This is a genomic window from Nocardioides alkalitolerans DSM 16699, from assembly GCF_000426525.1.
In the GTDB taxonomy this organism is placed as follows: Bacteria; Actinomycetota; Actinomycetes; order Propionibacteriales; family Nocardioidaceae; genus Nocardioides; species Nocardioides alkalitolerans.
In genome coordinates this window covers 306,467-319,141 of the sequence record NZ_AUFN01000011.1, presented here as the reverse complement: position 1 = coordinate 319,141, position 12,675 = coordinate 306,467, and the positions used below count along the sequence as shown (strand labels likewise).

The 12,675-nt window shown below is 73.6% G+C and carries 14 protein-coding genes; 10 read left to right on the top strand and 4 right to left on the bottom strand.

The genetic code is table 11. The features are described 5' to 3' along the window. Nucleotides 1–33 precede the first annotated feature (33 nt). On the bottom strand, nucleotides 34–1,107 hold the full coding sequence (gene ychF, locus K329_RS0108190; RefSeq protein ID WP_028472656.1) for a redox-regulated ATPase YchF: 1,074 nt from the start codon (nucleotides 1,105–1,107) through the stop codon (nucleotides 34–36). 83 nt (nucleotides 1,108–1,190) lie between these two features. Between ychF and K329_RS0108185 the strand changes: the two genes are divergently transcribed. From K329_RS0108185 to K329_RS0108165, 5 genes are read left to right on the top strand one after another with little or no spacing between them, the layout of a single operon-like run. Then, nucleotides 1,191–1,700, top strand: a complete 510-nt coding sequence (locus K329_RS0108185) for a PH domain-containing protein (RefSeq protein WP_028472655.1) — start codon at nucleotides 1,191–1,193, stop codon at nucleotides 1,698–1,700. Next, the gene (locus K329_RS0108180; RefSeq protein WP_028472654.1) at nucleotides 1,697–3,514 is read left to right on the top strand and encodes a PH domain-containing protein; all 1,818 of its coding nucleotides are present in this window, start codon (nucleotides 1,697–1,699) and stop codon (nucleotides 3,512–3,514) included. Before K329_RS0108185 ends, K329_RS0108180 begins: the two co-directional genes overlap by 4 nt. A gap of 19 nt (nucleotides 3,515–3,533) precedes the next feature. Next, nucleotides 3,534–4,316 (top strand): exodeoxyribonuclease III, encoded by a 783-nt coding sequence (locus tag K329_RS0108175; RefSeq protein ID WP_028472653.1) that lies wholly within the window; start codon nucleotides 3,534–3,536, stop codon nucleotides 4,314–4,316. After that, nucleotides 4,313–4,522 carry a hypothetical protein gene (locus tag K329_RS0108170; RefSeq protein ID WP_028472652.1) on the top strand — a complete coding sequence of 70 codons (210 nt, stop codon included), beginning with the start codon at nucleotides 4,313–4,315 and terminating at the stop codon, nucleotides 4,520–4,522. Before K329_RS0108175 ends, K329_RS0108170 begins: the two co-directional genes overlap by 4 nt. Further along, a complete protein-coding gene (locus K329_RS0108165) occupies nucleotides 4,519–4,791 on the top strand; it encodes a hypothetical protein (protein WP_157571632.1) in 273 nt (90 codons plus the stop codon). The genes K329_RS0108170 and K329_RS0108165 overlap by 4 nt, the downstream gene beginning before the upstream one ends. 16 nt (nucleotides 4,792–4,807) lie before the next feature. Here K329_RS0108165 and K329_RS0108160 read toward each other — a convergent pair whose 3' ends face one another. Continuing rightward, the gene (locus tag K329_RS0108160; protein WP_028472650.1) at nucleotides 4,808–5,215 is read right to left on the bottom strand and encodes a hypothetical protein; all 408 of its coding nucleotides are present in this window, start codon (nucleotides 5,213–5,215) and stop codon (nucleotides 4,808–4,810) included. Between the two features lie 37 nt (nucleotides 5,216–5,252). Continuing rightward, nucleotides 5,253–5,963 (bottom strand): DUF2510 domain-containing protein, encoded by a 711-nt coding sequence (locus tag K329_RS30785; protein WP_028472649.1) that lies wholly within the window; start codon nucleotides 5,961–5,963, stop codon nucleotides 5,253–5,255. Nucleotides 5,964–6,668: 705 nt separating this feature from the next. Here K329_RS30785 and K329_RS0108150 point away from each other — a divergent pair. Further along, the gene (locus tag K329_RS0108150; protein ID WP_028472648.1) at nucleotides 6,669–8,123 is read left to right on the top strand and encodes an HNH endonuclease signature motif containing protein; all 1,455 of its coding nucleotides are present in this window, start codon (nucleotides 6,669–6,671) and stop codon (nucleotides 8,121–8,123) included. Between the two features lie 262 nt (nucleotides 8,124–8,385). On the opposite strand, the gene K329_RS0108145 is transcribed toward K329_RS0108150, so the two are convergent. After that, nucleotides 8,386–8,901 (bottom strand): hypothetical protein, encoded by a 516-nt coding sequence (locus K329_RS0108145; RefSeq protein ID WP_028472647.1) that lies wholly within the window; start codon nucleotides 8,899–8,901, stop codon nucleotides 8,386–8,388. Between the two features lie 110 nt (nucleotides 8,902–9,011). On the opposite strand from K329_RS0108145, the gene K329_RS25510 reads away from it, so the two are divergent. The 4 genes from K329_RS25510 to uraH all read left to right on the top strand — a co-directional run bounded on the left by K329_RS25510 (nucleotide 9,012) and on the right by uraH (nucleotide 12,674). Continuing rightward, the gene (locus K329_RS25510) at nucleotides 9,012–10,178 is read left to right on the top strand and encodes an acetamidase/formamidase family protein (RefSeq protein WP_052336553.1); all 1,167 of its coding nucleotides are present in this window, start codon (nucleotides 9,012–9,014) and stop codon (nucleotides 10,176–10,178) included. 7 nt (nucleotides 10,179–10,185) lie between these two features. Continuing rightward, nucleotides 10,186–11,721, top strand: coding sequence for an AtzH-like domain-containing protein (locus K329_RS25505; RefSeq protein ID WP_245596486.1), 1,536 nt, complete (start codon nucleotides 10,186–10,188; stop codon nucleotides 11,719–11,721). Between the two features lie 117 nt (nucleotides 11,722–11,838). Beyond that, a complete protein-coding gene (uraD, locus tag K329_RS0108130; protein WP_028472646.1) occupies nucleotides 11,839–12,336 on the top strand; it encodes a 2-oxo-4-hydroxy-4-carboxy-5-ureidoimidazoline decarboxylase in 498 nt (165 codons plus the stop codon). Further along, on the top strand, nucleotides 12,333–12,674 hold the full coding sequence (gene uraH, locus K329_RS0108125) for a hydroxyisourate hydrolase (protein ID WP_028472645.1): 342 nt from the start codon (nucleotides 12,333–12,335) through the stop codon (nucleotides 12,672–12,674). Before uraD ends, uraH begins: the two co-directional genes overlap by 4 nt. Nucleotide 12,675 lies beyond the last annotated feature (1 nt).

The window sequence follows — 12,675 nt, the reverse complement described above, 5'->3', positions numbered from 1 at the left end:
TCTGGGACGACGAGCCGCCGTCGAGCGGGACGGTCAGACGTTGAAGCGGAACTCCACCACGTCGCCGTCGGCCATGATGTAGTCCTTGCCCTCCATGCGCACCTTGCCGGCCTCCTTGGCCTTGGCCATGGAGCCCGCGGCGACGAGGTCGTCGTACGAGACGATCTCGGCCTTGATGAAGCCCTTCTGGAAGTCCGTGTGGATGACGCCGGCGGCCTCGGGGGCGCTCGCGCCCTGCGGCACGGTCCAGGCGCGCGTCTCCTTGGGACCGGCGGTGAGGTAGGTCTGCAGGCCGAGGGTCTCGAAGCCGACGCGGGCGAGCACCTCGAGGCCGGGCTCGTCGACGCCGGCCTCCGCGAGGAACTCCACGGCCTCCTCGTCGTCGAGCTCGATCAGCTCGGACTCGAACTTCGCGTCGAGGAAGATCGCCTCCGCCGGGGCGACCAGGTCGCGCATGCGCTGCTTGAGCTCGTCGTCGGCGAGCTCGTCGGCGTCGCAGTTGAAGACGTAGAGGAAGGGCTTCGCGGTGAGCAGCGACAGCTCGCGCAGCAGGGAGCGGTCGATGTCGGTGGCGATGATCGGGGTGCCCGACTCCAGCGCCTCCTTGGCGGCCTTCGCCGCCTCGAGGTTCGCGACGAGGTCCTTGACCTTGCGCGACTCCTTCTCCAGCCGCGTCACCGCGCGCTCGACCGTGTCGAGGTCGGCGAGGATCAGCTCGGTCTGGATGGTGGAGATGTCGTTCGCGGGGTTGACCTCGCCGTCGACGTGCGTCACGTCCTCGTCGCGGAAGACGCGGGTGACCTGGCAGATCGCCGCCGACTCGCGGATGTGGGAGAGGAACTTGTTGCCGAGGCCCTCGCCCTCGCTGGCGCCGCGCACGATGCCCGCGATGTCGACGAACTCGACCGTCGCGGGGAGCACCTTGGCCGAGCCGAAGATCTCCGCCAGCTTCGCGAGCCGGTCGTCGGGCACACCGACCACCCCGACGTTCGGCTCGATCGTGGCGAACGGGTAGTTCGCCGCGAGCACGTCGTTCTTGGTCAGTGCGTTGAAGAGGGTCGACTTGCCCGCGTTGGGGAGCCCGACGATGCCGATGGTGAGTGCCACGGGCGCAGACTCTACGGCGCGACGCGGGTGCGGTTCACATCAAGGAGCCCCGCCCCGTGTGCGAGGCTCGCCGGGTGACGTCGATGGAACCTGCTGTGCCGCCCGTGCCCGTGGCCCTCCGCGAGCCGACCCACCAGGTCTCGCCCCGCGCCGTGACCTACTGGCGCCTCGTCGCCGGGATCACGACGGCGGTCGTGTGGGTCGTGCTGGGCCTGGTGGTGCTCCTCTGGTCCGACCGCCCGTGGTGGTTCACCGTCCCGGCGCTGGTCGTCGCGCTCCTCCTCCTCGCGTGGACCCTGGTGATGCCGTCGTTCCGGTTCCGCGTGCACCGCTGGGAGGTCACCGACGACGCCGTCCACACCCGCAGCGGCTGGCTCACCGTCGAGGAGCGGATCGCGCCGCTCTCCCGCGTGCAGACGGTCGACTCGACGCAGGGCCCGATCATGCGCATGTTCTCGCTGCGGTCGCTCACCGTCACCACCGCCTCCGCGGCGGGGCCGCTGACGATCGACTGCCTCGACGCCGAGCTCGCCCGGCGCCTCGTCGCCGACCTCACCGCCATCACCGCCGCCACGCAGGACGACGCGACGTGAGCACCCCACCGCCGTACCAGCCGCCCCAGCAGCCGCCCCAGCAGCCGCCCGGCCCCCCGCCGTACCAGCCGCCGGGCCCCCCGCCGTACCAGCAGCCCTTCCCGCAGCAGCCCGTCCCGCAGCAGGGCTCCTCGCCGTACGGCGCGGGCCCGCCCCCGGGCGTCGCCGACGACGGCGGCCCGGCCTGGCACCGCCTCGACAAGCGCCTCCTGGTGATCGGACCGCTGGCGGTGCTGCGCCAGTTCGCGATCCCGCTGATCATCGGCTTCTTCGGGATCGGCAGCTCGGGCGGCGGTCTCTGGTCGCTGCTGCTGCTCCCGGTGGCCGTCGTGAGCGCGGCCGTGCTGGGTGCGGTCCCGTGGCTGACGACGTACTACCGGCAGACGGCGACCCAGTTCGAGGTGCGCCGCGGGCTGCTCAACAAGACGAACCTCACCGCCCCGCTCGACCGCGTGCGGAGCGTCGACCTCACCGCGCCCCTGGTGCACCGGCTGCTCGGGGTGACGAAGGTCGAGATCGGCACCGGCGTCGACGACACCCGCATCGAGCTCGAGACCCTCGGCAAGGACGCCGCGGCCCACCTGCGCACCTCCCTGCTGCACCGCGCGCAGGCGGCCGGGACGACCGCGGGCCCGATGACGGGCCCGGCGGGTACGACGGCGGGCGACCCCGCGCCGTACGCGACGGGCTCCGCCGACCCGCAGGGCTCGACCCCGGGCGGCTCCCCCAGCACCGGCTGGCACCCCGGCGACCGCCACCCGGGCGAGCCCGTCGGCGTCGGCCCGACCGTCGAGCTCGCCACGATGCACTGGGCGTGGCTGCGATTCGCGCCGCTCAGCCTCGCGCGGCTCGCGATCGTCGCCGGTGCGCTGGGTGCGTCGTCGCAGTTCCTCGACGACCTGCCGATCTGGGACACCGAGCACGCGCAGAGCGCGTGGGGCTGGCTCGGGTCGCAGGCCCTCCCGCTGGTGCTGGTCGCCGGCGCCGTGATCCTCCTGGTGGCGTGGCTCGCGCTGTCGATCACGGGCTACGTGCTGCAGTGGTTCAACTACCGCCTCGTGCGGCAGCCCGGCGGCCAGCAGGCGGGCGACACGTCGCTGCGGCTCACCGCGGGCCTGCTCACCACACGGTCGACCACCGTCGAGGACCGTCGCGTCCGCGGCGTCGAGCTGGTCGAGCCCGCGCTCATGCGCCTCGCCGACGGCGCCGAGCTGTCGACGCTGGCCACCGGCGTCGAGGACGGCACGACGAAGATCCTGCCGTCGTGCCCCACCTCGGTCGCGGTCGACGTCGCCCACCGCGTGCTCGGCCCGGCGGCCGAGGCGTCGCGCCCGCTGGGCCGGACCCTCGTCTCCCACGGCGGGGCCGCCCGCCGCCGCGCCCACGTGCGCTGGCAGTGGTCCACCCTTATCGCGGGTACGGCGGGCGTCGTCGCCACGATCGTCCTCGAGGGGCCCTGGTGGCCGCCCGTGGTCGGCATCGCCGCGCTCCTCCTGCTCGGCGTCGCCGGGGCGGAGGCGTCGTACCGGAACCTCGGCCACGCCCTCACCACCGACGACGACGGTCCCCTCCACCTCGTGGCCGGGTCGGGCGCGTTCGCGCGGCACCGCACCGTGCTGGAGGCCGAGGGCGTCATCGGCTGGGTGGTGAGCCAGACGTTCTTCCAGCGCCGTCGCGGGCTGGCGAACCTCGTGGCGACGACCGCCGCCGGCTCGGAGGCCGTCGTCATCCGAGACGTGCCCCTCGCCGACGCCGTACCGCTCGCCGACGCCACCACGCCGGGGCTGCTGACCTCGTTCCTGCCGGGCCGCTGACGCGCCGTACGCTCGCCGGGTGCGTATCGCGACCTGGAACGTCAACTCCCTCCGCTCCCGCATCGACCGCGTCGAGGCCTTCCTCGACCGCCACGACGTCGACGTGCTGGCGCTGCAGGAGACGAAGGCCCGCGAGGAGCAGCTGCCGCTGATGGGGCTGACGTCGCGGGGCTACGAGGTGGCCGCCGCGGGCGTGAACCAGTGGAACGGGGTCGCGATCATCAGCCGCGTCGGGCTCGAGGACGTCGAGGTCGGGTTCCCCGGCATGCCGACGTTCGGGGAGCCCCCGGTGGCGGAGTCGCGCGCGATCGGCGCGACCTGCGGCGGGGTGCGCGTGTGGTCGCTCTACGTGCCGAACGGTCGCAAGGTCGACGACCCGCACTACGTCTACAAGCTCGAGTGGCTCGCGCGGCTGCGGGAGTCCGCGCAGGGCTGGGTCGACACCCCGACGGCGCTCGTCGGCGACTGGAACGTCGCACCGCGGGACGAGGACGTCTTCGACATCTTGGCGTTCGCCGGCTCCACCCACGTCACGGCACCGGAGCGCGCGGCCTTCCAGGGGTTCATCGACGACGGGTACGACGACGTGGTGCGGCCTCACACGCCCGGCCCGGAGGTCTACACGTACTGGGACTACTTCCGGCAGCGCTACGAGCGCAACCGCGGCCTGCGCATCGACTTCGTGCTCGGGTCGCCGTCCTTCGCCGCCGGCGTGACGGGGGCGTTCATCGACCGTGACGAGCGCGCCGGCAAGGGCGCCTCCGACCACGCGCCCGTCGTGGTCGACCTGGACCTCCCGTGACCAAGCAGTTCGGGCTGGCGCGCCCCGTCCTCTACACCGCCATCTCCACGGTCATCGGGACCGTCATCTTCGCGGTGTGCGTCTCCCTCACGGGGGACCCGTCCGCGGTGGGGCTCCTCGTCAGGTGCCTCGTGTTCGCCGCCGTGCTCGGCCCGGTGACGTACCTGCTCACCCGCCGGCAGAACCGCAGGCTGCTCGGCGGATGAGGAACCCCGTCGCCAGGTTCAACCGGATGGTGATGCGCAACCCGCTCAAGTGGCTCTGCTTCACCAGTGGGGCGATGTTCGGCGGGATGGCCCTTCTCCTCGTGGCCGGCATGACCCAGGAACCGGTGGGTACGGGCTTCTGGTACTTCTGCCTCGTCACCGTCGCGTGCGCGGTGGCGATCGTCGGCGTCTGCGCGTGGTTCTTCGCCAAGTTCCACCGGCTCGAGAAGAAGCTGGAGGCCGAGCCCGAGACCGAGACGGACCCGTGAGCCAGCCGGCCCGCTCCTACCCGAGGTCGCCGCAGGTCTCCTCCACGTAGGTGTCGAAGGCGTCGCCCTCCGGACCGCGGTCGCCCGTGAGGTCACCTGCCTCCTCGATCTCGGCGCGGGTCGTGCCGTCGGCGTCCTCCAGGCCGTCGACGAGCTGCTCGAACCCGGCACGCCCGTCGTCCGAGATGCTCGCCGGAGCTCCGGTGTCGGCCAGGACCTCGACCATGCGGTCCGTCTCCCAGGGCTCGCCCTCGGCCCGCGCACCCTCCTCGGCGAGGAGGGCCCGGACCTCGCCGACCGAGAGGCAGAAGTCGTACGCGGTGGCGTCGGCCGGCGCGTCCGAAGCGCGGGAACCGCCGATCACCACGACCAAGGCGACCACGAGGGCGGCGACGACGACGGTGCCGCCGAGGAGGGCACGCACGGGCCTTCGGCGGGTGGTCCTGCCGTCGTCGGGCCGGTCAGTCCGTGCCGAACGGCGTGCCACACGTCTCCTCGGTGTAGGTCTCGAAGGCGTCGCTCTCCGGGCTGTCGTCGCCGTCCCCGCTGACGTTCCCCTCACCTGACTCCTCGAGCTCGTCGTACGTCATCCCGTCCGCCAGCTCGAGGCCGGCCACCAGCTCCTCGAAGCCCGCGCGCGCGTCGTCCTCGATGCCCGCGGGAGTGCCGGTGTCGACGAGCACGTCCACCATGCGACCCGTCTCCCACTCCTGGTCACCCTCCTGGAACGCCAGCACGAAGATGAGGCCGTAGACCTCGTCCATCGCCTCGCAGAAGTCGTCCTCCGTCGCATCGGTCGGAGCGCTAGAGGGACCGGAACCGCCGCCCAGCACCACCACCAGGGTCACGACCAGGGCCACCACGAGCACGACCCCACCGATCAAGGGGCCGACGATCCTCCAGTTCGTGACCGGGGCTGGAGCCGGGGCCGGGACCCACGTGGAGCCGGAAGTCGGGGCGGCCGTCGGGTCTGCCGTCGGGTCTGCCATCGGGTCTGCGGTCGGGTCGGAGGCCGGGGCGGGCGGGTCAGGGGTCGGGCGGGTGTGCGCCGTCCAGGACGTGCCGTCCCACCAGCGCTCCGCCCCGGGGTCCGCGCCGTACCAGCCGGGCTGCGGGCCGCCCGCGCCACCAGGCGCTCGGCCGTCGTCCTGCGTGCTGTCGTCCCCCGTCATGGTGTCCCCCTCGTACGTCGGTCACGTCGCGCCTCGTTGCCGGCGTCGCCGCTGGTTCAGCCTTTCAGAGTCGGACGCCGCCCACCGGGACTTGGCCGACTCCGAGGCCCGGCCGGACCACGTCTGGCCGTGCCTTCGGTCGTCGAGGGGGGCCGTTCGGGGCGGGAGGGCCCCGCGTGCGGAACGGTGGTGGTGGAGCGAGCGCCCCCGGTGGTGGAGGAGCGACCGCCAGCGAGCGTCTCCCGGTGGTTGAGGAGCGAGCGCCAGCGAGCGTCTCGAAACCACGGCCACGGTGGTGGAGGAGGGTCGCCAAGCCCGCGCCCGCGGTGGTTGAGGAGGGCCGCGAGGCTCGCGCCCACGGTGGTGGAGGAGGGTCGCCAAGCCCGCGCCCGCGGTGGTTGAGGAGGGCCGCGAGGCTCGCGCCCACGGTGGTGGAGGAGGGTCGCCAAGCCCGCGCCCGCGGTGGTTGAGGAGGGCCGCGAGGCTCGCGCCCACGGTGGTGGAGGAGGGTCGCCAAGCCCGCGCCCGCGGTGGTTGAGGAGGGCCGCGAGGCTCGTGCCCCGGTGGTTGAGGAGGGCCGCTAGGCCCGTCTCGAAACCACTGGCCCCTCTCGGCAGCTAAGGGCCGCTTGACCTGGTCAAACAGTTATCCCCAGATCACCTCCAGTGCCTGGCGATCGAACGCGTGATCGAATAGAATCAGGACATGAGCCCGCCCACCGCCACCCTCGGCAGCACTGCCTTCCCGGCCGTGCTGCTCGACGGTGCCCGGGCGGCTCTGGCCCGTCAGCGGGCGGCGGAGGTCGAGGTCCTCGTGGCGGTCGCGGACTGGGCCGACGCGCACACCGAGGGCGGCGTGGTCGCCGACCAGTACGGCCCGTTTGGGCTGCTCCGCTCCGATGCGCACCTGCTCCCGGGCGCGGACGTGTTCGGGGAGCTCGGCGGGCCGGGCGCTCCGTTGGTGTCGGAGTTCTGCGTCGTGGAGATCGCCGCCGCCCTCGGTCTGTCGACCGACTCCGGTCGCCGGCTGGTCGGTGAGGCGGTCGAGCTGCGGCACCGGCTCCCCAGGCTCTGGGCGCGGGTCATGGTCGGCGCGTTGCCGGTGTGGAGGGCTCGGAAGATCGCGCAGGAGACGACCCAGCTCACGGTCGAGGGCGCGGAGTTCGTCGACCGTCACCTCGCACCCGTGGCCCACAAGACCGGACTGGTGACCGCGCAGAAGCTGGTCGCCGAGGCGGTCGCCCGGTTCGACCCCGAAAAGGCCGAGCTCGACCGCGCCGACTCCGACGCCACCCGACGGTTCGACATCGACTTCGACTTCGACGCCCAGGTGGATCCGGGTCGGGGTGTGGTGCCGGTGTCCGGCACCCTCGACCTCGCCGACGCCCTCGACCTCGAGAACGCCGTGTCCCGCGTGGCCGCTGACCTCGCGCTCGCGGGGTCGCTGGACTCCCTCGACGCACGGCGATCATCCGCGGTCGGTGAGATCGCGCGGCGTCAGACCACGCTCGACCTCAGCGGCTGCGACAACGCCGACGCTGTGCGGACCACGACGGGCGAGGCCAGCAACCAGACCGGCAGCGACACCCCGCCGGCCGCGACGCGATCGAAGGCGCGTCAGGTCGTGCTCCACGTCCACCTCTCCGAGACCGCGCTCACCGACCTGGACCCCAACGCCTGCGGCGGCGTCGATCTCGCACGGGTCGAGAAGACCCGCAGCTTCGTGCTCGCCGAGCAGGTCCGCGAATGGTGCCGCGCAACCTCCACCCAGGTCGTCGTGAAGCCGGTGATCGACCTGCGCGACCAGATCGCGGTCGACGCCTACGAGATCCCCGACCGGATCGCCGAACGCGTCCGCCTCACCCGACCCGCCTGCGTGTTCCCGCACTGCACGAGGCCCGCGCGGGGTTGCGACCTCGACCACGTCGATGAGTACGTCCGAGCAGATGACGGCGGGCCACCGGGTCAGACCTCCACGACCAACCTCGCCCCGCTCTGCCGGCGACATCACCGCGTGAAGACCCACCCATCGCTGACCGGTGCAGGACCCGAGAGACGGTGGCGCTACCGCCGCCTGCCCGACGGATCCTTCGTCTGGACGAGCCCCCACGACCAGCAGTACCTCGTCGACCCCCACGGCACGATCCCTCTGCCCGCTTGAACCTGCCCGTCTGACCGCACACCTCAGCGACACCCGTCACTGGGGTGTGCCGTCATGCCCCGGGGGCGCGCGTGGCTTCGAGACGCTCGCTGCGCTCGCTCCTCACCCACCGAGACATGCTGCGCTCGCTCCTCACCCACCGGACGCGCTGCACTCGCCCCTCACCCATCGAGCCGGCTGCGCTCGCACCCCACCCACCAAGAGTTTCGACCCAGTGCTGAGCCCTCCCCACCAGCTCACGCTGCCACCGCCGCCCGCGCCCTCACCACCGCTCGCGCCGGGGCTCGCCGTACGGCACGGGCCGCTCGGCGATCTGGCGGTCGAGGTCCGCGAGGGCCCGCTCGTAGGCGCCGCGGCGGACCTCGAAGGGTCCGAGGCGCTCGAGGGTGGTGCCGGTGCCGTCGTAGAACCGTTCCCACCGCACGGCCCAGGGCAGGAGGACGACGTCGACGAAGACGGAGCTGCAGCCGAACCCGCCGCAGGAGCAGGTGGCCACGCCGGTGCCGGCGAGCACGGTCCCGCCGAGCGGTGCGAACTCGACCACGAGGTCCTCGACGCCGGGTGCGTCGTCGGGGTCACCGGTGGTGGTGGCGGCGAAGTCGAAGGCGGGCCGGTCCAGGAAGTGGCGCGAGGAGGAGCCGATCTCGGAGACGGTCGGTCCGGTCCACCAGCTGGCGACGGTGCCACCGGCGATCTCGGGCAGGGGGCGACCCCCGACGAGCACCTGGACCCGGTGGTCCCCCTCGTCGGCGACCAGCTGGAAGGACAGGAGCGCCATCCGTCGAGGCTACGGTCGGAGGACCTCCGCCGCACCGCGGTTTCCGCGCCGAGCCCGCCACGAAACGCCTCGGAACACCCCTGAAACACCGGTTCCGTACGCTCCCGGCCATGCCCGGCCACTTCCCCGCCCCGACCGCCCCGCTCGACGCCGGCACGGGCCCGGTGCGCGCCGCGACGTACCTGCCGTCGACGCCCGACCACGTGCTCTGGGGCCGCCTGCCCTGCGGCACGGACTCCCCGGTGCTCACGGTCGACGCGGGCACCGAGGTCACCGTCGACACGCTGAGCCACGAGGGCGTCCTCGAGGACCAGGGCCGCGACCCCCGTCGCTTCTTCGGCCGGTACGGCGTCGCGCCCGAGGGCGTGCTCGCCGACGCGGTCGCGCTGGCGGCGTCCGACCACCCGCGCACGTTCGGGGTGGACGGGCCGCACGTGGTGACGGGTCCGATCGCGGTGCGCGGCGCGCGGGCGGGCGACCTGCTCGCGATCACGGTGCTCGAGACGCTGCCGCGGGTGCCGTACGGCGTCGTCTCCAACCGGCACGCGAAGGGCGCGCTGCCCGGCGAGTACCCCCTCGACGACGCCCCGGTCTTCTCCGCCTTCGCCGCGCTCACGGAGCACGAGGACCCCCGCGGGCGGGGGCGGGCATCGTACGGCGAGCTGCCGCTCACCGTGGCGGGGTACGACGACCCGGACGCGCCCCGGGCGAGGTTCCCGCTCGCCCCGTTCCTCGGGATCATGGGCGTCGCGGTGGCGGGCGGGGAACGTCCGCACTCGGTGCCGCCCGGGCCGCACGGCGGCAACATCGACATCAACCTGCTGACGGTCGGGGCCACGCTCTACCTCCCGGTGCAGGTGGACGGAGCGCTCGCGTACGTCGGCGACCCGCACTTCGCGCAGGGCGACGGCGAGGTGGCGCTGACGGCGATGGAGGCCAGCCTGCGCGCCACCGTGCGCCTCGACGTCGTCGCGCACGAGGAGGCGGTCGCCCACTTCGGCGAGCTCGCCGGGCCGCTGGCCGCCACGACCGAGCACCTGGTGCCCACCGGCATGGACCCGGACCTCGACGTCGCCACCCAGAACTGCGTGCGCGCCGCGATCGGGCTGCTCGGCGCCCGCTACGGGATGGAGCCGGCGATGGCCTACGCCTACCTCTCCGCCGCCACCGACTTCGACATCAGCCAGGTGGTCGACGTGGTGAAGGGCGTGCACGCGCGGATCCGCACGTCCGACTTCGCCCATCTGAACGACCGCGGACTGCCCGGCAGGCGATGATGCGCAGGTGAGCATCCCCGTGGCCGCCACCGAGCCCCTCCCCGACGGCCTGCCCGCCGGTCTGATGGACGCCTTCTGGGCCTACGAGCACGCGCTCATGACCGACGACCTGGAGGCGCTCGACCGGCTCTTCGCCCCCGGCCCCGGCACCCTGCGCACCGACGCGGCCGGGATGCTCGTCGGCCACGACGCGATCAGCGCCTTCCGCGGCGGCCGGGGCGGTGCCCCGCGCCGCACCGTCGTGGAGACGCAGGTGCAGGTGGTCGACGACGACAACGCCCTGGTCATGGCCGTCACCGAGCTGACCCGCGGCGGACGCGGCCAGCAGACCCAGCTGTGGCAGCGCCGGGCCGGCGGGTGGGTCGTCACCGCCGCCCACGTCGCCGTCAGCGCCCCGGCCCTCGACACCCGCATCTGGCGCGTCGCCGGCGACCCGCTGGTCGCGGGCTTCGAGGACGGTCCGCTCGCCGGGGAGACCGTGGCCGTCAAGGACCTCTACGCCGTCGCCGGTCACCGCATCGGGGCGGGCAACCCGTCGTACCTGGCCGCGGCCCCGCCCGAGACCCGCCACGCGCGCGTGGTCGGTCGGCTGCTCGACGCCGGCGCCGACGTCACCGGCATCGCCCGCACCGACGAGTTCGCGTGGAGCCTGTTCGGCGACAACGAGCACTACGGCGCCCCGCCGAACCCGCACGCCCCGCGCCGCCTGCCGGGCGGCTCGTCGTCCGGCTCCGCGACCGCCACCAGCCTCGGCCAGGTCAGCATCGGGCTCGGCACCGACACGGGCGGCTCGATCCGGGTGCCCTCGTCGTGGCAGGGCCTCTGGGGCATCCGTACGTCGCGCAACGCCGTGCCGCGCGACAGCCTCCTCGCTCTCGCACCCACCTTCGACGCGGTCGGCTGGATGACCCGCGACCCCGGGCTGCTGGCCCGGGTCGGCGACGTGCTCCTGCCGCCCTCTCCCCCGCCGGCCAGCAGCGACGTCGTGCTCGCGACGGACCTCCTGGCCCTCGCGACCCCGGACGTCCGGGCCGCGGTCGAGGCGTTCGCCCGCTCCTGGGGCACGGTCATCCGCGAGCCGTTCGGCACGCGCGAGCTCGCCGAGTGGCGGCAGGCCTTCGTCACCGTGCAGTCGAGCGAGGCGTGGCGCCAGCACGCCAGCTGGGTCGCGTCGCGGCCGAGCACCCTCACGCCCGCGGTGCGCGGACGCTTCGAGGCCGCCGCGCGCCAGCCCGCCGCCGACGTGGCCCGGGCCGCCGAGTCGCTCACCGGCATCCGGCTCGACGTCCGTCACCGGGTGGCCGACCGGATCCTGCTGCTGCCCACGACGCCGAGCGTCGCGCCGTACCCCGGCCAGGCCGACCAGCAGCTGCGCGACACCATGCTGGAGCTCACGAGCATCGCGGGCATCGGCGGCCTGCCGGCGGTGAACGTGCCGCTCCGCACGGCCGACGGGCTGCCCTGCGGGGTCTGCCTCGTCGCCGCCCCCGGGCGCGACCGCGACCTGCTCGCCCTCGCCGGGACACTCACCTCGCTGCTCTGACGCGAGCCCGGCCGACGCTGCCGAGCCCGGGCCGAAACGTTCGTTACAGTCGCGAAACGCGGGCGCCGTCCCGCGAAACACGGCGTCCCTACGGTGGTCGTCGGCGGAGGGAGAGCAGTGGAGATCGAGGAGTTCAACGCACTCGGGGCGACGGCGGCACGGGAGCTGCTGCGACCCGTCGCCGGCATCGACTGGTGGCTGGACGCGCTGGTCGCGGGCCGGCCCTACACCGACGTCGAGGCGCTGACGTCGTACGCCGCGGCCGAGGCGGCCCGCTGGAGCCCGGCCGACGTCGACGCCGCCCTGGCCCACCACCCGCGCATCGGCGAGCGACCGCAGGGCGACGGCGCCGAGGCGGCGCTGAGCCGGCGGGAGCAGGCGGCCATCGGCGGCCCGCGCGACCCCGGCCTCGAGGAGGCCATCGCGACGGGCAACGCGGCCTACGAGGCGCGCCACGACCGGGTCTTCCTCATCCGCGCTGCCGGGCGCAGCCGCAAGGAGATCCTCGACGAGCTCGTGCGCCGACTCGACAACGACCCGGACGCCGAGGCCCTCGAGGTCGCCGACCAGCTCACCCAGATCGCCCACCTCCGGCTGGAAGGCCTCTTCTCGTGACCACCTGCTCCACCCACGTGCTCGACGCCGCCCTCGGCGTGCCCGCGGCCGGTCTCGAGGTGTTCCTCTCCACCGCCGACGGCGACACCCTCGCGACGGCCCGCACCGACGACGACGGCCGGATCCGCTGGGACGCGCCGCTGGAGGCCGGGGGGCTGCCCGCCGACCTCGCCCCCGCGACGTACCTCGTGACGTTCGCGACCGGCTCGTGGTTCGCGGCCGCGGCGCGCGAGACCTTCTTCCCCCACGTGCAGGTGGCCGCCGAGATCAGCGGCCCGCACGTGCACGTGGCGCTGCTCCTGAGCCCGTTCTCCTACACGACCTACAAGGGAAGCTGAC